Annotated in this window: 17 protein-coding genes; 7 read left to right on the top strand and 10 right to left on the bottom strand. The window is 62.0% G+C overall.

Translation table 11 applies throughout. The annotated features are described in order from the left end of the window. Positions 1 to 134 precede the first annotated feature (134 nt). Positions 135 to 617, top strand: coding sequence for a DinB family protein (locus H4317_RS07695; RefSeq protein WP_185889544.1), 483 nt, complete (start codon positions 135 to 137; stop codon positions 615 to 617). Positions 618 to 711: 94 nt separating this feature from the next. Here H4317_RS07695 and H4317_RS07690 read toward each other — a convergent pair whose 3' ends face one another. The 3 genes from H4317_RS07690 to H4317_RS07680 are packed head-to-tail and all read right to left on the bottom strand — an operon-like array spanning position 712 to position 1655. After that, positions 712 to 987 carry a hypothetical protein gene (locus tag H4317_RS07690; RefSeq protein ID WP_185889543.1) on the bottom strand — a complete coding sequence of 92 codons (276 nt, stop codon included), beginning with the start codon at positions 985 to 987 and terminating at the stop codon, positions 712 to 714. A 38-nt stretch (positions 988 to 1025) separates the two neighbouring features. After that, the gene (locus H4317_RS07685; RefSeq protein WP_185889542.1) at positions 1026 to 1367 is read right to left on the bottom strand and encodes a hypothetical protein; all 342 of its coding nucleotides are present in this window, start codon (positions 1365 to 1367) and stop codon (positions 1026 to 1028) included. Between the two features lie 18 nt (positions 1368 to 1385). Continuing rightward, on the bottom strand, positions 1386 to 1655 hold the full coding sequence (locus H4317_RS07680) for a hypothetical protein (RefSeq protein WP_185889541.1): 270 nt from the start codon (positions 1653 to 1655) through the stop codon (positions 1386 to 1388). A 467-nt stretch (positions 1656 to 2122) separates the two neighbouring features. On the opposite strand from H4317_RS07680, the gene H4317_RS07675 reads away from it, so the two are divergent. Next, entirely contained in the window at positions 2123 to 4225 is a 2103-nt protein-coding gene (locus tag H4317_RS07675; protein WP_185889540.1) for an ExeM/NucH family extracellular endonuclease, read from the top strand. An 87-nt stretch (positions 4226 to 4312) separates the two neighbouring features. Here H4317_RS07675 and H4317_RS07670 read toward each other — a convergent pair whose 3' ends face one another. The 4 genes from H4317_RS07670 to uvrA form a co-directional block, all read right to left on the bottom strand. Further along, a complete protein-coding gene (locus H4317_RS07670) occupies positions 4313 to 4690 on the bottom strand; it encodes a DUF3037 domain-containing protein (protein WP_432805909.1) in 378 nt (125 codons plus the stop codon). Then, positions 4677 to 5468, bottom strand: a complete 792-nt coding sequence (locus H4317_RS07665) for a HipA family kinase (protein WP_185889539.1) — start codon at positions 5466 to 5468, stop codon at positions 4677 to 4679. Before H4317_RS07665 ends, H4317_RS07670 begins: the two co-directional genes overlap by 14 nt. Positions 5469 to 5548: 80 nt before the next feature. Then, a complete protein-coding gene (locus tag H4317_RS07660) occupies positions 5549 to 5971 on the bottom strand; it encodes a nucleoside deaminase (protein WP_185889538.1) in 423 nt (140 codons plus the stop codon). A 31-nt stretch (positions 5972 to 6002) separates the two neighbouring features. After that, positions 6003 to 8546 (bottom strand): excinuclease ABC subunit UvrA, encoded by a 2544-nt coding sequence (gene uvrA, locus H4317_RS07655; protein WP_185889537.1) that lies wholly within the window; start codon positions 8544 to 8546, stop codon positions 6003 to 6005. A 186-nt stretch (positions 8547 to 8732) separates the two neighbouring features. On the opposite strand from uvrA, the gene H4317_RS07650 reads away from it, so the two are divergent. Beyond that, the gene (locus H4317_RS07650; protein WP_185889536.1) at positions 8733 to 9650 is read left to right on the top strand and encodes a pirin family protein; all 918 of its coding nucleotides are present in this window, start codon (positions 8733 to 8735) and stop codon (positions 9648 to 9650) included. A 119-nt stretch (positions 9651 to 9769) separates the two neighbouring features. Here the strand turns inward: H4317_RS07650 and H4317_RS07645 are convergent, their stop codons facing one another. Further along, on the bottom strand, positions 9770 to 11107 hold the full coding sequence (locus tag H4317_RS07645) for a protein kinase (RefSeq protein WP_185889535.1): 1338 nt from the start codon (positions 11105 to 11107) through the stop codon (positions 9770 to 9772). 64 nt (positions 11108 to 11171) lie between these two features. After that, complete coding sequence (locus H4317_RS07640; protein WP_185889534.1) at positions 11172 to 12680, bottom strand: NCS1 family nucleobase:cation symporter-1; 1509 nt, start codon at positions 12678 to 12680, stop codon at positions 11172 to 11174. A 248-nt stretch (positions 12681 to 12928) separates the two neighbouring features. Here H4317_RS07640 and H4317_RS07635 point away from each other — a divergent pair, with 248 nt between their 5' ends. The 3 genes from H4317_RS07635 to H4317_RS07625 all read left to right on the top strand — a co-directional run bounded on the left by H4317_RS07635 (position 12929) and on the right by H4317_RS07625 (position 14976). Beyond that, positions 12929 to 13633: a dioxygenase family protein gene (locus H4317_RS07635; protein WP_185889533.1), complete on the top strand. Its 705-nt coding sequence runs from the start codon at positions 12929 to 12931 to the stop codon at positions 13631 to 13633. Positions 13634 to 13766: 133 nt separating this feature from the next. Next, positions 13767 to 14273, top strand: coding sequence for a hypothetical protein (locus H4317_RS07630; protein ID WP_185889532.1), 507 nt, complete (start codon positions 13767 to 13769; stop codon positions 14271 to 14273). A gap of 1 nt (position 14274) precedes the next feature. Then, the gene (locus H4317_RS07625; protein ID WP_185889531.1) at positions 14275 to 14976 is read left to right on the top strand and encodes a pirin family protein; all 702 of its coding nucleotides are present in this window, start codon (positions 14275 to 14277) and stop codon (positions 14974 to 14976) included. A 76-nt stretch (positions 14977 to 15052) separates the two neighbouring features. Here H4317_RS07625 and H4317_RS07620 read toward each other — a convergent pair whose 3' ends face one another. Next, a complete protein-coding gene (locus tag H4317_RS07620; protein ID WP_185889530.1) occupies positions 15053 to 16651 on the bottom strand; it encodes a protein adenylyltransferase SelO in 1599 nt (532 codons plus the stop codon). Between the two features lie 218 nt (positions 16652 to 16869). Here H4317_RS07620 and H4317_RS07615 point away from each other — a divergent pair, with 218 nt between their 5' ends. Then, on the top strand, positions 16870 to 18300 hold the full coding sequence (locus H4317_RS07615; RefSeq protein ID WP_185889529.1) for an RtcB family protein: 1431 nt from the start codon (positions 16870 to 16872) through the stop codon (positions 18298 to 18300). The last annotated feature ends 146 nt before the right edge of the window (positions 18301 to 18446 follow it).

The following is an 18446-nucleotide window of genomic DNA, read 5'->3' as shown; positions in this document are numbered from 1 at the left end:
ACTTTGCTAAGGTAGCAAGTCTGGCCGTGCCCGGTAGCACGAAGTTTCCGCTGTATTTTCCAAACCGGCCGGCGCTACCCCAGCAAACGGCAAGCAACGTCCCCATGTCGGCCCTGTTCCCGTATAGCCTCGCTATGGATCCAACCACTCGCCAACGCCTCGTGTATGAGTTGCAGGAGCTGCTCACCAAAGGCAACGCCCACGTTCCCTTCGAGGACGCCTGCACCGACGTTCCGGCGGAACTGCTCAACAAGCAAGTGCCAGGGCTGCCGTACACTATCTGGCAAGTGGCCGAGCACGTCCGCATTGCCCAGTGGGACATCGTGGAGTTCTGCCTGCACGCACACCACGAGTCGCCGAAATGGCCTGAGGGCTACTGGCCCGCTCCGCACGAATCGGCTAGCAGCGCCCGGTGGCAGGCAACACTTGCCCACATCCGGCAAGACCGCACCCGTTTTCTGGCGCTCCTCAACGACGAAACGCAGGATTTACTGGCTCCGCTTGCGCACGGCACTGGCCAGACCCTCCTGCGCGAAGCACACCTGATTGCCGACCATGCGGCGTACCACACCGGCCAGATTATACTGCTGCGCCGCCTCCTACACGACTGGGAGTAGAAGCATGCTCCGCTGCTCAGAACACAGCAAGGGGCCGTATCTGGCAGATACGGCCCCTTGCTGTGTTTTATAGAAAGGTTCTGCGCCTTAGCCGTTATTCCTGGCTAGTAGCGTAGTGGTCGTCAATAGCTTTGTCCATCGATTCCCGAAACGATACAATGAGCTTGTTGCGCTCAGCTTCCGGCGTGTTCTGCAGCACCCGCTCAAACGTGTCGCGGTATACATGCGCCATAAAGTGAGCCCCGTAGGTAGAGAAAAAACCGTCGTGGATCTTATCAAAAGAAATTTTCTCCGCCGAGGAAATGGAGAGCGAAAGAGCCAGCCATTCCTTTGCGTTGTTGGCGAGGCTGAGTTGTAAGTCTTTGTCCATAACTACAATAGAAAAGAGTGAAATGCGCTGGCCGACGCCTAACGCTGCCGACGGTAAGGCAGGTAGGTATGCGGCACAAAAGCCGGAACAACCTCGCCCACGCCACCATGCGCCGTGAAGTAGGAAGCTACTGCTTGCTCCAGAGCCGGCTGGTCCTGTAGGGGCACTGCCGCAAATACATCAGTGGCAGCCAGCGGCGCCTCCATAGCACTCAGGCGGCAGCTATCAATGCCCAGCGGATGCTCGATAAACAGCAAGGCTCCGTCTTGGGCCATGTGTTCGTGCTGGTAGCGCCACGCGGCACTAAAGGCAGGCCGGATAGCACTTTGGGTCTGTTCCGTGGGGGCAAAGCCGAGGCTTCGCAGGTAAGAATCTGTCATGGTAGTGGGAAGAAAATATCAGGAGGAACGCAGCACTTCGGCAGGCCAGTTTACCTGCCGGAGCAACACTCGGAATTCGGCTTCCGAAGCCAGCCGGCCCTGAAAGCTGTAGAGCAATTGGCTGTTCACATTTTCGAGCAGCGTCAGCTCGTCATCGTCGTAGAGCACAATGGTTTCCTGGCCACAGTCACTGGGGCGGCTATAGCGGACCTGGCCGGGCGGCGAAGCAAACCGCACAAACCCAAAGGCGTGCAGCAGCTCGGCAGATGGCTGGTAGAAGGAAGACATGGGAAGAACCGGGGAAGGGCGCAAAGCAGAGCGCCATGCGGTAAGCTACTAGGCGCAGAAAGGCTCATCTGCAACCGTCATCAGTGCGCTACCACTACTATCGGTACTTCAGTCAAGGATTGCCCGAACGGTTAAGTTCATTCGCGGGCCGGCACCACCCACGATACCGGAGCCGCACGGGGCTGGCGGCAGGGGTGGGCGTCCGGTACGCAGCTGCAAGTACCGATTATTAACTGGCATTCTCCTTTTTACTTCCAGCAGCATGCCCTGTTATTTCCTTTTGAGCGGCGCCGAAGCCAGCCACGGCGCGGCCAGTAGCGCTAGTCCTGCCGGGTATCATGGCCCATTCATCCTGCTTTTCCCCTTGTTCGGATAAAATCCCTTTTCAAGGCATGTAATTATTACGCCTGATCATGGTACTTTTATAATTCATTATTCCTCATTTTGCTCTCTTGCCCGCGCCATCCATGGCTTCAAAATCCGCCGCCCTCTGCACCTCCCTTCTAACGCTCAGCATTCTACCCCACACCACACCTGCCAGCGCCCAGGCAGCCCCCGATGCTCCGGCGGTACCATTCACCCATATCGGCGCTATTCAGGGCAGTGGAGCCACGGCTACGCCTGGCACCTACACCATCGAAGCAGTAGTGACGGGCGTATATCCTGGGCTTAGCCCGGCCGGCTTCTACGTGCAGGAGGTAGCCTCGGCCTCCGATGGCAACCCCGCCACTTCCGACGCGCTTTACGTGGTGCAGCCCGACGCCAAAGTGAACATCGGCGACAATGTGCGCATCACAGGTACAGTGCTGGAAAGTGCCGCCGGCCCTTCCTTTACGCAGGCAGTCCTGACAGACCCCAAAGTGGAGGTATTGTGGCCTAAAAATCAGCTACCTGACTTTTCTGTGCTGCCGGCCGGCCAGTATTCGTCTGCTGATCTGGAGCACTTTGAAGGCATGCGCGTGCAGTTTCCGGTGTCACTCACGGTAGCCGATGTATACAGCCTCAAGCGCCGCGGTGAGTTGATTCTGACCACTGGCGGCACGCTTTACCAACCCACCCAGTTCATCGACCCGAACGACAACCCGGCCACTGGCACCAGCAGCACCGGCACCAGCAATTTAGCCGCCATCAATGCCTACCAGACGGCTAACCTAGAACGGTCCGTGGTGCTTGATGATGGCAGCGCCGCCTCCGACCCCTCTCCCGTTCCGTTCCTCGACCCACAACTGCGCACCGTTCGTGTAGGCAGCACTATCCCGAAGCTGCGCGGCATCATGGGCTACGCCTACAACAAATGGCGCATTCAGCCTTTGCCCGGTTCGGACGCTCCTTCCTTTGATGTGAAGCGCCCACCTGTGCCCACCTTCGGCCGCCTCGACCTGAAAATTGCCAGTTTTAATGTGCTCAACTACTTCAACGGCGACGGGGCTGGAGGCGGCTACCCTACTCCGCGCGGAGCCAAAACGGCAGAGGATTTTGCCCGCCAGCGCAGTAAAATCATGGCCGGGCTGGCGCGCATGAACCCCGATATCATTGGGCTCAGCGAAATGGAAAACGACGGCAACGGCGACAACTCTGCGCTTCAGGACTTGGCCAACGGCCTCAACCAGCTGCTGGGCGCTGGCACGTATGCCATAATAAATGACGGTGGTTCTGCTAAGCAGCCTAACAATACCGATGTGATTCGGTGCGCTATTCTATATAAGCCAGCTGCTGTAACGCCGCTGGGCCCAGCGCTGCTTGATATGACGCCGGGCGTGTTTGAACGCCCCCCGCTGGGGCAGCTCTTTATCACCCGCCGCTCGGCCCGCCCCGACACGCTGGCGCTGGTGGTTAACCACTTCAAATCGAAGGGAAGCGGCAGCGGCCCCAATGCTGACCTAAACGACGGCCAGGGCGGCTCCAACCAGCGCCGCCGCGAGCAGGCTCGGGAACTGGTGCAGTTCATCAACCAGAAGGTGAAGCCTGCCGGAGCCCGCCACGTGGTGTGCATCGGCGACTACAACGCCAACTATGAGGAAGACCCCATCGATATTCTGCGGGCTGCCGGCCTAGTGACTGTTACGCCGCCAACCAGCGCCTCGTACGTGTTCAAAGGCCTTACCGGCTCTCTCGACCATTGCATCGTGACGCCCAACATGGTGGGTATCATCGACGTGCACAAGTGGAACATCAATTCCGGAGAGCCTCCGTTTCTGCAGTACGACGCGGCTGGCGCTGCCACCGACGTAGCTAGCCCTTTCCGCTCCTCCGACCATGACCCGGTACTTATCGGCATCAACTTCTCGGGGCTGGCACCTTCCAACGCCGCTTCGGCGCGGCTGTATATGTACCCCAATCCGGAGGGTGGCGCACGGGCATTCAGCTTGCCCGAGCTGCCGGCCAATGTTGGTCCGGTTTCGCTGGAAGTGAACCTGCCGCAGGGGGCTCCTATTCTGCGCCTGCAGGGCTCTGGCCCGCTGCTGCAAAGCCAGCTCAACCGCTACACTTCGCATCTGGCGCCCGGCATTTATGTGTTGCGCATCAAGGGCCGCGGCCTCGACAAAACGCAGCGCGTCATGAAGCAATAGGCAGTGGACGCCGCACAAGCGCCGCTCAACGAACAGGGCTCCGGTAGTACCGGAGCCCTGTTCGTTTTTACACTACCGGATCAACATCTACTCTACGAGTTGGCTGAACAAGCGCGCCAGCGTTTCGGCGGCATCGGTGCACAGGCCAGGGTGCACGGCGGAGGTCTGCACGACGGTACTGCGGGTAGCCGTGAGCCAGCGAAACCGCTCGGCTATGCCCATCTGTCCGATGGGGCCGCCCTGCCGTCGGCCCTGGCAAATTCTTTCGAAGGCTTGCAAGCGGGCTTGCAGCTCCTCTAGGTCTAGGTCGGGGCCACCTAGGGCGCGCAGACGAGCTTCATCTAGCCCGAAGCGGCACTGCAGAAAGCCTTGGTCGCGGCAGTAAAGCACTACGCCCACGTTGCAGAATTCTTCCCGCTCCACACGCGGCACCACCCGCACCACGGCATACTCAAACACGTGCATGGCGGGCAGCATTGGCTTCCTGAACAAAGGTTTCTGACGCAGCAAGCCGGCTTTCCAGGAACCGCACGTAGGCCTCACGCTGCGCCTCCACCGACAAGTCCGGCTCCAGCAGCCACGCATCGGGCACCAGTGCCACAATGGCGCGGATAACCTCCGGCGTGAGCAGGGCGCGGCTATCAGCATCCACGGCGGTCAGCTCGGAGGCCTGGGGCAGCAGCACGTGGTCTTTTATCTGCGGAAAAAGTCGGCGTTGCTGCTCGGCCCAGTTGGGTGCGGTGTGGTGCACATAGAGGGCGGCGCCGTGGTCAATCAGCCACAGTTCCTTGTGCCAGAGCAGCATGTTGGTGTTGCGGGCGGTGCGGTCTACATTGAGGGTAAGAGCATCGAGCCACACGACCTGCGAAGCCAGGCGCGCGTCCACGGTGGTCACGAGCGGGTCGAAGGTGCTGGCGCGGGCCAGGTAGTGCAGGGCCAGGTTGAGGCCAGTGCTGGCGCGCAGCAAATCCTGGATTTCCTCATCGGGCTCGGTGCGGCCGAAGGCTTCGTCCAGCTCAATAAACACTAGCTCGGGCACGCGCAACCCCAACACCCGGGCCAGCTCGCCGACAATCAACTCGGCAATCAGAGCCTTGGGGCCCTGCCCGGCGCCCCGAAACTTCACCACGTACAGAAAGTCGTCGTTGGCCTCTACCAGCGCAGGCAACGAACCACCCTCACGCAGGGGCGTCACGTAGCGCGTTACATCTACAGTTCTCAGCGAAAGGGCATCAGCCGGCATAGGCACCAGAATCAAAAATGAGTGCCGCAAAGGACGTACAATGCGGCCAGTTTCGCGCTACACGTGTGCATTGGGTTTTGTTACTGCGGCTGCCACTGCTCTATTTCCGGCGGTGCCGCCCAGGTCGGCGGTACGTGCGGAGTAGTCAGTAGCGACCCCACGGCGGAAGTGCCCCCCAGGTAGGAACTCGGCTGCATAAACACCACCCGCCGGACACGATGGTAGCGAATAGCGTAGGCGCACATCACGCATGGTTCGTGTGTAGAATACAGCGTGCAGTCCGACAGGTCGATGCGGCCCAGTTTCTGGCGCGCGGCCTGCAACGTTAGTAGCTCAGCGTGCGCCGTAATGGCAGCCAGCCGACGCGTAGCCTCCGACTCAGCCGCTATTATTTTGCCGCCGCAGACCAGCAGCGCGCCCACCGGGCTTTCTCCCTGCGCGGCTGCGTGCTCTGCCAGTTGCTGGCACCTAGCCATGAACACGGCATCGGAGCTTTTTTCCATAAGCACAAGATAAGTAAGGCAAGCCTTGTATCTACCGCCGAAAACGCGCCAGATACGGGGCAGTTTTGCTGGCCTTGACTTTCGCTACTTCGGCGGGCGGCCCCTGCGCCACCATGCGGCCGCCTTCGTCGCCGGCGCCGGGGCCCATATCCAGCACCCAGTCGGAGCCGGCTACCACGCGCATGTCGTGTTCCACCACGATAACTGTGTTGCCGGCTTCCACCAGCCCTTCGAGCTGCGTCATCAATTTTTCGACATCGGACGGATGCAGGCCGGTGGTGGGCTCGTCGAGGACGTAGAGCGAGTTGCCGCGGCCGATGCGCTGCAGCTCGGTAGCCAGCTTGATGCGCTGGGCTTCGCCGCCGCTCAGCTCGGTGGCGGGCTGGCCGAGGCGCAGGTAGCCCAGGCCCACTTCGCGCAGCACCGTCAGGGCCCGGTGCACGGCCGGCTCTTCGGCAAAGAACTCCCAGGCCGCGTCCACGGTCAGGCCCAGCACCTCGGCAATGTTCTTGTCCTGATAAGTGACTTCCAGGGTTTTGGCGTTGTAGCGGGTGCCGTGGCAGACCGGGCAGGGCGCATACACGCTGGGCAGAAACAGTAGCTCCACCATCACGAACCCTTCGCCCTGGCAATTTTCGCAGCGGCCCTTGGCCACGTTGAAGGAAAACCGGCCGGCATCGTAGCGGCGCTGGCGGGCGGCGGGCGTGGCGGCAAACAGCTTGCGCACGTGGTCGAACAGGCCGGTGTAGGTGGCCATGTTGGAGCGCGGCGTCCGCCCAATCGGCTTCTGGTCCACGCGCACCAGCCGCTTGATATTTTCCATGCCGGCCACAATTCGGCCACCGGTTTCAGTTGGGGCGGCCTGCGTCAAGGGGTCAGCGTCCGGCTCCTCTTCGGCTTCCACGGCCTGGCCCAGATGCTCGGCTACCAGCTCTACCAGCACCTGGCTCACAAGGCTGGACTTGCCGGACCCCGACACGCCCGTGACGGTGGTGAGCACGCCCAGCGGAAACGCTACTTCCAGGTTTTCAAGGTTGTTGCGCGTGACGCCGGCCAGCTTCAGCCAGCCCGTGGGCGTGCGCGGCGTGCGGGAAGTAGGCTTGCTGGTATCGTTGAACAGGTAGCGCCGCGTCTGGGAGGCTTCCACTTTCGCCAAGCCGGCCGGGGCACCGCTGTAGAGGATTTCGCCGCCCTGCTCGCCGGCGGCCGGGCCCACGTCTACCAGCCAGTCGGCCTGCCGCACCACGTCCAGGTTGTGCTCGACTACGAACAGCGAGTTGCCGGCTTTCTTGAGGCTCGCCAGCGCCTGCAGCAGGGCTTCAGTGTCGGAAGGATGCAGGCCGGCAGACGGTTCATCCAGCACGTACACCACCCCAAACAGATTGGAATACAGCTGCGTGGCCAGCCGCAGCCGCTGCAGCTCGCCCGGCGATAAGGTGGGCGTGCTGCGTTCCAGGGCCAGATATCCCAGCCCCAGGTCCAGCAGCACGGCCAGCCGCGCCACCAGGTCGGCGGCAATGCGGCGGGCTACTTCGGCCTGCTCCGGGTGCTCGGCGTCGTGCTGTTGGAGGCCTTTGGCGGTACCGTCGGCGAAGGGGCGCAACAGCTCAGCTACCCGCTTGAGCGGCAGCCGCGCCATATCGGCAATGTCGAGGCCCGCAAACGTGACGGCCAACGACTCAGGGCGCAGGCGCTTGCCGTGGCAAGTGGGGCACTCAGTGCTAATCATGTACTGCAAGGCACGCTTTTTCATGAGCGGGCTTTGCGTGGTGGCGAAGGTGTGCAGCACGTGCCGCTTCACGCCCGTGAACGTGCCCATGTAATTCGGCGGCTCCTTGCGCTTGAGGGCGCGCTGGGTTTCCTGGGGCGAGTAGCCGGGGTACACCGGCACCACGGGCTGCTCCTCCGTGAACAGAATCCAGTCCCGGTCTTTCTGGGGTAGCTCCTGCCAGGGCCGGTCCACATCGAAGCCCATGGTCACGAGGATGTCGCGCTGGTTCTGGCCACCCCAGGCCTGGGGCCACGCCGCAATGGCCCGCTCCCGGATGGTAAGCGTGGGGTCGGGCACCATGCTCTGCTCGGTCACTTCGTAGGTGCGGCCCAGGCCGTGGCAGGTGGGACAGGCACCTTCGGGGGTGTTCGGCGAAAAACCTTCGGCGTACACAATGGGCTGGCCTGCCGGGTAGTCGCCGGCCCGCGAGTAGAGCATGCGCAGCAGGTTCGACAGCGTGGTAACCGAGCCCACCGACGAGCGGGTGGTGGGCGTGCCGCGCTGCTGCTGCAACGCTACGGCCGGCGGCAAGCCTTCTATACTGTCCACTTCGGGCACGGCCATCTGGTGAAACAGCCGCCGCGCATACGGCGACACCGACTCCAGGTAGCGGCGCTGGGCCTCGGCATATAAAGTACCGAATGCCAACGACGACTTGCCGGAGCCCGACACGCCGGTAAACACCACCAGCGCATCGCGCGGAATTTCTACATCGACGTTTTTGAGGTTGTGCTCCCGGGCGCCGCGCACCCGCACGAAACCGGTAAAATCAGAGGAGGAAGGCTGGGAAGGACGAGTTGGCATGTGGGGAAAGAGCAGATTTCGGAACGGCAAACTAGCACCAGCATACGCAGCCGGCGGCACGGCAACTATTCCAGACCCTCAAAAACTTCGGCTTCCCGCCGGGCCGGGCGGGCAACGGTGGCGCTTCTGCCCGCAGCAGTTGCTACCTTACGCCCGGCACCACAGCTCCCGTTTTCCTCTCTGCTTATGCTCGACATGGTCATTGAAGCGCGCCAGGCCGCGCTTAGTCCCGGCTTCGAAGTGCGCCGGATTCTGCCCTACCGGCTGCGCCGCATGCTGGGGCCGTTCATCTTCATGGACCACGCCGGCCCGGTGCACGTGGCGCCCGCGCAGGCCGCCAGCATGGACGTGCTGCCCCACCCGCACATTGGCCTCAGCACGGTCAGCTACCTGTTCGGCGGCCAGGTCACGCACCGCGACAGTCTGGGCGTGGAGCAGATTATCAGGCCGGGTGAGGTGAACTGGATGACGGCCGGCAGCGGCATTGCGCATTCCGAGCGGTTCGAGGACCCAAATGCGCTGGTGGGCGGGCAGCTGGAGATGCTGCAAACCTGGGTGGCCCTGCCCGAAGCCGCCGAGGAAAGCGCGCCCAGCTTCGCCAACTACCAACCCGAGCAGCTGCCCATCTTCACCGACGCGGGCGTGTGGATGCGTCTGATTGCCGGCGACGCTTTCGGGCTGCGCAACGACGTAAAAACCCATTCGCCCCTGTTCTACCTGCACGTGGTGTTGCAGGCCGGCGCCCGGTTTGGCCTGCCGAAGGGCTATCCGGAGCGCGGCGCCTACGTGGCCAAGGGCAGCGTGGAAGTGGCCGGGCGCGTGTATCCGGCAGGCCAGCTGCTGGTATTCACGGCCGGCCAGGATCCCATAATCGTAGCGCACGAGCCTTCCACGCTGATGCTGCTGGGCGGTGAGCCGCTGGGGGAACGGTTTATCTGGTGGAACTTCGTGTCGTCGCGGCGGGAGCGTATCGAGCAGGCCAAGGCCGATTGGCAGGCGGGCCGCATCGCCCTCCCGCCCAACGACAACGCCGAATTTGTGCCGCTGCCCGAAGACCGTTCGCGCCCCGCCGGCTCCTCCCCGCCCCCGCAGGCGCTGTCGTAGCTGCTATGGAGGCGTGTACTCGCCTCTTGCCGTTGAACGACTGACACAGCGCCGTTTACACAAACAACCTCAACAACCGAAAGTCAGCGGAGCTAACGACACGACGCGAATACGCGTCTCTACATTCCCTGATGGATGGCGGCAAGCCTGCGCTCCACTTCTGCAAACAGGGGCCGTGCCGCCGTGTCCGGCTGCACGCACTGGCGCTGCAGTTCCTGCATGCCGCTCAGCGCAGCTTCCGCTCCGGCAGGCACGTTGCAGTGCGCCAGCAGTTCTTCCAGCAAGCAGCCAAACGCGCGGATTTCTAGCTGCTGCAGCGCCAGCGCAGTTTCCTTCTCCTCCGGATTGAAGAAGCAGGCGGCCCCGAAGTCGCCGAGCAGGCAGGCGCCGTCGGACGTGTTGAGGATGTTGTGGGCGTACAGGTCGCCGTGCAGGATTCCCTGCTTGTGCAAGTGCGCGGCAGCTGAGGCTATGCCGTGGGCCATGCGCACAGCCGCCTGCAGGCTGAACGTGGTGCCGGCAGTATAGACGTCGCGGGTGCAGGTGGCGAAGCTGGGTGGCCCGGCCAGGTTGCCGAAAATCGGGTCAATTAGCTCTAGTACCAGTCCCTCGGCTCCGGCCGGATGGTGCGCAATCTTGCCCTCCACCGTAATCAGGTTGGGGTGGCGGCCGGCGCTGATGCAGGCCACCATTTCGCTGTGCGGCAGTCCGTCACTGGTTACGGCGCCCTTGAACAGCTTCACAGCTACTTCTTGTTCGGGTCGGCCATTCTCATTGTGCCAGCGCGCCTTCGAAATGATGCCCGAGGCCCCTTCGCCAAGCTGCTGCCGCAACTCCAGCTGTGCCCAGTCGATAGTGGCTATCGGGTGCCGTTCCAGCGCCGCGGCTTCTGCCTGCTCCGAAAACGGGTTGCCGGCATACGCCAGCCACGACAGGCGCGGCAGCTGCAGTAGCCACGCGGGCAGCTCCGGGAGGCGGTTGGCGGCAATGCGCAGCAGCTCCAGCTGTGTGCAGCCCATCATAGTTTCGGGCAGATGCGTGAGGCGGTTACCGGCCAACATCAGCTTCTGCAGGTGCCGGCACTCCCCGATTTCGGGCGGCAGAGCTTCCATTTGGTTGTCGGTGAGGATGAGCCAGCGCAGAGCCGGCGGCAATGCGGCGGCCGGCAGCGTCCGAATCTGGTTGGCCTTGAAACCCACCATGCTCAACTCCGGGCATTGGCCCAACACCGCAGGCACTTCCGTAAACCGGTTATCGGAACAAAACAGGATGCGCAGCTTGCGGAGCCGCCCGAAGTCAGTGGGCAGCGCAGCCAGGGCATTGCCCGAGAGGTTGAGGATTTCCAGCGAATCGGCCAGGTCGAATATTTCGGCGGGAAACTCAGTCAGGCCGGCGGAAAGGTCGAGGCGCGTGGTGCCGGTCAACTTGCCGGCCCGCAGCTCTTCAAGGGTATGCATGCCCCAAAGGTCGGCAGGACCGCCCGAAACAGCATCAGCTAAGTTGATACTGAAGATTTCCCGCTCAGACTGCCTTCACCGAAGCCCGTGACGAAGCCGGCGCGCTTCGGTGCTGGGCCCGCATCAGCAACACGTACAGCCCACCCGACAACAGGAACCCCACAAACCAGGCATAGCTGTAGATGCCGGCCAGCCACGGCCACACCGAGCCGGCCGGCAACGCTCCTACCGCCTGCAGGAAGCCGGGAATATTGGGCAAAATGCCCAGCCCCAGTGCCAGCATGGCCTGGTAGTTGACGCCGTTGTGGTAGGTGTAGCGGCCCTGGTGGCGGTATAAATCGGGTACGTCGAGTTGCTGATGGCGCAGCAAGTAGTAGTCGGCTATCATGATGCCGCCGATGGGGCCCAGCAGCGCCGAATAGCCCACCAGCCACGTGAAAATGTAGCCGGAAGGGTCGGCAATCAGCTTCCAAGGGAAAATGAGCAGGCCAATGATGCCGGTGATGTAGCCGCCGGTTTTGAAGCTGATACGCGCCGGGTTGAGGTTGGCGAAGTCGTTGGCCGGACTCACGATGTTGGCCGCAATGTTGGTGGCCAGCGTAGACAGCGCCACGGCCAGCATGGCCACGCTCACCAGTAGCCGGCTCTCAAACTTGCCGGCCAGCACTACCGGGTCCCAGATGGTCTGGCCGTAGATAACCAGCGTCGCCGACGTCACGACCACGCCCACGAACGAAAACAGCGTCATGGAAGTCGGCAGCCCGATGGCCTGGCCCAGCACCTGGGCCCGCTGGCTGGTGGCATAGCGCGTGAAGTCCGGAATGTTGAGGGAAAGCGTAGCCCAGAAACCCACCATGCCTGTGAGCGACGGAAAGAAAAACGCCCAGAACTCAGCGGAAGAAGCAAATTTGGCCGGCTGCGCCAGAATAGGGCCCAGCCCATTGCCGGCCAAAATAGCCCACCACAACAGCGCCACGGCGGCTATGGGCAGAAAAAACGCCTTGAATACCAGCAGCTTCCGGATGCTTTCCACGCCCAGATATACCACGTACATGTTCAGCGCCCAGAACAGCACGAACGTAACGGCCGGCCCCGTTGCCAGGCCCCAGGCCGCCGGAAACACAGCCGGCAGCGTAGCCAGCCCCGGCCACCACAGCACTGCCATCTGATACAGCGCGTAGCCCCCAATCCAGGTCTGGATGCCGAACCAGCCGCAGGCAATGATGGCGCGCAGCAGGGCCGGCACGTTGGCCCCGCGCACCCCAAAGCTGGCCCGCGCAAACACCGGAAACGGAATGCCATATTTGGCGCCAGCGTGACCATTGAGCAGCATGGGCACCAGCACCACCGTGTTGCCGAGGAAGATGGTAAGCAGCGCCTGCCACCAGTTCATGCCGCCCTCAATCAGCGAGCTGGCCAGCATATACGTCGGGATGCAGAGGCTCATACTGATCCAGAGAGCCGCATAGTTGGCGGTGGTCCAGGTGCGCCCGGCGGTGGGAATGGGGGCCAGATCTGGGCTGAGCAGGCCGGCGCTCTGCTGGTCGGTCACCAGGTCCTGGGTTGAGTTCATGGCAGAGGCGCGAAGGGTTGAGGTAGTAAATAAAGCAGAATGCGCAAGTATTTGGCCCTCAACCAGCCGGAAACTTCCCGCTGCGGCCTGCGCTGGCTCATAGCAGGATATTCTGCCCCTTTGCCTGGCGAAAAAAGCACGGCATCTATCGGCACAAACTGCCGGCTGGTCGATTGCAGGGGTGTAGTGCGGATGGATAGGCGCAAATTCGAACAGCAACTCACTCCAACACCTAACCCTTCACTCTCATGGAAAGAAAGCACTTTTTAAAAAGCCTGCTGGTCGGCGCTATGTCTACGCCCGTTCTGCTTTCTGCCTGCGGCAAAGAAGATGACGTGACGCCTACCCCCGATACTACAGGCGGCACCGGCTCCGGCAGTTGCACCGTAGCACCTACCGAAACAGAAGGTCCGTTCCCGACCAAAGTACCCGCCTCCTACGTGCGTAGCGACATCCGCGACAACAAGTCGGGCTACGCTATGGCCGCCAAAATCACCATCACGAACAGCAGCTGCGTTCCGCTGGCCGGCGCGCTGGTCGATATCTGGCACTGCGACGCCGAAGGAAACTACTCGGAGTACGGCGGCACCGGCATGCAGAGCACCAACTACCAGAGCGTGCACTTCCTGCGCGGCCGCCAGACCACCGATGCTAATGGCCTGGTAACTTTCACGAGCATCTTCCCCGGCTGGTACTCGGGCCGCGCCACCCACATTCATGTGCACGTGTATTCGGCCAGCGGCCAGTCGCTGAAAGTGACGCAGATTGCCTTCCCTGAGGGCACCGGCACGGCTGTAGCGGCTGTAAACGGCTATACCAAAGGCCTGAACGGCTACACCACCAACGCCCAGGACAACGTCTTCAGCGACGGGGTAGCGCAGGAACTGGCTACCGTCACGGGCAGCACCAGCGCCGGCTTCGAACTGTCGATTTCGCTGGCTGTGCCGGCATAAAGACAGCATGGTAAAGTGGTGAGTTGACGGGATAGAAAAGGCGGAGGCTTTACTTCTCGCTTGTCCCTATAAAAGCCAGAACCCAGCCTCCTCCCCACCAGCCCACCATTTCACCATTCCGCAATTCTACCTCATGAACCGCATCATCACGCTGTGCTACCGCAAAATCATTGATACCGCTTCCACCAAGCCGTGGGACAAGCTGGTGTTTGAGGACACGTACGCGGAATTTCGGATGCAGGCGCAATACTTCAATCAGCAGGGGCAGTACCGCACGTTTGGGCAGCTGCTGCAGCATGCACCCGGTGCCGAAAAGCTGCATTTTCTGGTGAGTGCAGCGGTGCGCGGCTACCTGCCGCAGCTGCAGGGGCTGGTGCCGGACGTGACGGATAATTTGGGCCGGCACTTTCTGAAATTCAGCCGGTTTCAGTTCGAAATCATCAACTCCGACCTCGCCGATAAATTCCGGCACCAGGTAGCCATCAACTTCTACTCCGACCCGCTGGTGTGGCACGAAACCATCGGCACGCACTTGCTGGTGTCGGAGCAGGCGCTTACGGCGGCGGGCCAGGAGGTGCCAACGCATCTGGTGCAGCTCCAGCCTTTTCTTTCCATTCACGCTCTTCACCCGGCCGCATAGCATGATTCGGCAGACACCCGGCAAGATTTTCCTGGCGGAGCAGCGCGGCCTGCTCGAAACCAGCCAGTTCCGGCGCTACAGCACCTTCAGCTTCGGGCCGTATGCCCACGAGCACAAAGGGCCGTTTGGCCGCCTGCATGCGCTGAACGAGGAAATGCTGGCCGGCGGCAGCCACCTGAAAATCACAGCGGAGCAGGATGCCCAGGTACTTATTCTGCCCATCACCGGCACAGTCAGCGCTGGCGTGGGGCGCCGGCAGACACAGGTGCAGGTAGAGGAAATTCAGCTGCTGCGTGTGGCCGCCGGCAGCACCATCTGCTTCACGAATCCTTACAGCGAGGAGCAGATTACCTTCCTGCATATCTGGCTGAATGGGGACTCAGCCGCCCCGGAGGCGGCTCAAACCTTTGCGTTCAGCCTGCCGGAGCTGGAAAACCAACTTGCAACGGTAATTCCGGCCACCGACACCCGCTTGTTTTCGCTGAGCCTGGGCCGGTTTGCAGGACGCCATGAGGCCGATTACCAGCTTGACGCAAAGGCGCAGCTGTTCACCTTCGTCATTGCCGGCGCTTTCGAGGTGGAAGGCCGGCTGCTGCACGAAAAAGACGGGCTGGCGCTGTGGCACACCGAAGAAGTGGAGCTGGAAGCGCTGAGCAACAATGCGCTGGTGCTGCTGCTGGAGCTGAAAAACAACACCCAGTAACCTGTAATTCATCCTGATTTACAAGAGAAAGGCCCCGGCATTGCCAGGGCCTTTCTCTTGTGTAGCTACTGCCTGTTTACGAGCTGCACGAAAGCGTAGCGCTGCCGGGCTTTTCGCGGGCCCAGTCCGGGCGTTTGGCAGCTAGGTCGTCGTGCTCGGGCTGCTCAGCGAAGGGCTTTTTGAGCACCAGCATCAGGCGGTTCAGTAGCGTCAGGTCGCCGGTTCCGGCGGCCTCAATAGCCTGCTGGGCGAGGTAGTTGCGCAATACATATTTGGGGTTGGCGGCAAGCATACCGGCCCGTATTTCTTCCGGCGGCGCGGTTTCCTGCCGGAGTCGTAGCGTATACTGCCCCAGCCACTCCCGCAGCTTCTGGTGCTTCTCCGGCGCTTCGGTATAAGAAGTGGCTTCTAGCAGTTCCTGCAGCACGGCTTCTTCTATAGCTGGATGCGTAACCAAGGACGGAGCCGCGTGGGACAGATGGCGGAAAAACAGGGTCATATCGGCTTCGGCTTCCGCCAGGGCTTCGGGTAGGGCACTAAGCAGCGCGCCATCTGCTTCGGCCGCTTCTGCTGCTGCGGTAAGACCGAGCTTACGCAGCATCATGCGGTGCTGGGTTTCGTTCAGGGTAGTCACGTATTGGTCCAGTGCGGTGCGCAGCGTCTGCACGTCCTCCACCAACGGAATCAGAGCTTGGGCTAGCATCATCAGGTTCCAGAGGGCCACGCGCGGCTGCTGCCCAAAAGCGTAGCGCCGCCCGCCAAAATCGGTGGTGTTGGGCGTCCAGTCGGGGTCGTAGGGTTCCAGCCAGCCGTAGGGGCCGTAGTCGATGGTGAGGCCGAGGATGGACATGTTGTCGGTGTTCATCACGCCATGCACAAACCCCACCGACTGCCAGTGCGCTATCATCACGGCGGTGCGGCGGCACACTTCCTCCAGCCACTGCACATACACGGCCGGCGAAGGCGCGCCCAGTTCGGGGTAATAGCGCCGAATAACGTAGTCGGCCAGCGCCTGCAGATTCTCTTTTTCGCCGTGGGCCGCCAGAATCTGGAAGTTGCCGAAACGCACGAACGTGGGCGCTACGCGCGCCACCACGGCCCCGGGCTCAGGACGGGCGTTGCCATCATAAAACATGTCGCGCACCACCATGTCGCCGGTGCGCACCAGGCTTAGGGCGCGGGTAGTGGGCACGCCGAGGTAGTGCATGGCCTCGGAGCAGAGAAACTCGCGCACCGAGGAACGCAGCACGGCGCGCCCATCGGCGCGGCGCGAGTAGGGCGTGGGGCCCGCTCCCTTCAGCTGAATTTCCCACGGCGTCCCATCAGTAGCCGTCAGCTCGCCCAGCGACATAGCCCGGCCGTCGCCGAGTTGGCCGGCCCAGTTACCGAACTGGTGCCCGCCGTAGCGCGCGGCAAACGGCTTCATGGTGTCCGTCACGAGGTTGCCGGCCAGCGCATCCACAGCCGGGCCGCGTTCCGGCGGCCGCTCCAGCCCCAGAAAAGCCGCCAGCTCCTCAGACCAGGCCAGCAGCTGCGGATCAGCAACGGGCGTGGGCAGCACCCGCGAATAGTGGTAGCCCGGCACCTGGCGTGGGCTTTGGTCCATGGATGCTTCGCCGCGCATTTCCTCCACGAAGGAGTTCTGAAACAAAGCTTTATCGAGAGACTGCAACATATCAGGCATAAAAAACGAGAGGATTGATGCGGGCACAGCCGCCGGTCGGCCAATGGGCCACGGCTGATAAGCTATGCCGCAAGTTCGACAACGCAGAACGAGGGTGCTTGTTTCGGTTGGGTTTGCGCCAGCCGGCGCGGGCGGCCGGTGAGTAGCTCGTCCATAACCCCGGGCCGCCAATCAGCGCTACAACAGGCTCCACCCTCCCCTGTTCTCCCATGGCCACCTCCAAACTGCGCGGCAACGACTTACGCAAAATAGGCTTCCCCGAAGGCCGCGCCACCACGCTGGCACTCAACATTCTGGAAGACCGCCAACTCAAAACCCTCGATAAAGGCAGCGCGCTGGCGTTGCTCCAGAAAATTAAAGCCGACCCGTATGCCTACCTGCGCGACTCGCTGTGGCGGGAGCTGGCGAAGGAATTCGTGCCCGACCCCAAACGCGACGTGACGCTCAACTCCGAAATCAAGGACTACCGCCGCTACGGCGAGGCGTTTATTGAGGACGGTGCGCGCCGCCAGATGGACACCGCCATGCAGCTCCCCGTGACGCTGGATGGCGCCCTGATGCCCGATGCGCACCAGGGCTACGGCCTGCCCATCGGAGGCGTGCTGGCCGTTGACAATGCCGTGATTCCCTACGGCGTGGGCATGGATATTGGCTGCCGGATGGCGCTGTCGGTGTTTCCGGTGCCGTCCCATTATCTGGACCAGCATACACAGGAACTGAAAAAGCTGCTGCACAACCACACTCGTTTCGGCGGCAAGGAAGTGTTCAAGAATCCGACTGACGACCCTATTCTGGAGCGTCCCGAGTTCAGAGAAATTGCGGTGGTGCGCGGCAAGCGCGACGCGGCCTACAACCAGCTCGGCTCGTCGGGCTCCGGCAACCACTTCGTGGAGTGGGGCGTCGTCGAAATCACCGACGACGACAACGACTTGGACCTGGCGCCCGGCCAGTATCTGGGGCTGCTTTCGCACTCCGGTTCGCGGGGGCTGGGCGCGGCCATTGCGCAGCACTACACCAAAGTGGCCATGAGCAAGTGCCCGCTGCCGCCCGAAGCCCGCTACCTGGCCTGGCTCGACCTCGACAGCCAGGAAGGCCAGGAATACTGGGCAGCCATGAACCTGGCCGGCGACTACGCCTCGGCCTGCCACCGCGACATCCACCGCCGCCTAAGCCAGGCGCTGGGCGAAAAGCCGCTGGCCAAAGTAGAGAATCACCACAACTTTGCCTGGAAAGAAACGCTGCCCGATGGCCGGGAAGCCATAGTGCACCGCAAGGGCGCTACGCCGGCCGGAAAAGGAGTGCTGGGAGTCATTCCGGGCTCGATGACGGCTCCCGGCTTTATTGTGCGGGGGCGCGGCGAGCGGGACTCCATTCAGTCGGCTTCGCATGGGGCGGGCCGCAGAATGTCGCGCACCCAGGCCAAGCAGAACCTTTCCGAAGGCGACGTGCGCCGCCACCTGCGCGACCATGGTATCGAGCTGATTGGGGGCGGGCTTGACGAGGCCCCGATGGCCTACAAAGACATTCATCAGGTGATGGCCCACCAGCGCGACCTAGTGGATGTGCTGGGCTCTTTCACGCCGCGCATCGTGCGCATGGATGCCGGCGGCGGAGGCAAAAGCCGCTATGGCGGTGAGTAATTGAGTATTGTTTTCCGGAAACACCAAGCTCCCATAATTCGTATATCACACCTTGCAAATCAGTTGTTTACGCATAAAAAACCAGTGAATCTCATGCTCATAAATCTTGGCATTACTAGTTAAGTCGGCGCTTCGGCTTTCGGGGC

The organism is Hymenobacter sediminicola, assembly GCF_014250515.1.
GTDB classification, from domain to species: domain Bacteria; phylum Bacteroidota; class Bacteroidia; order Cytophagales; family Hymenobacteraceae; genus Hymenobacter; species Hymenobacter sediminicola.
This window is presented reverse-complemented; position numbering and strand designations above follow the sequence as displayed.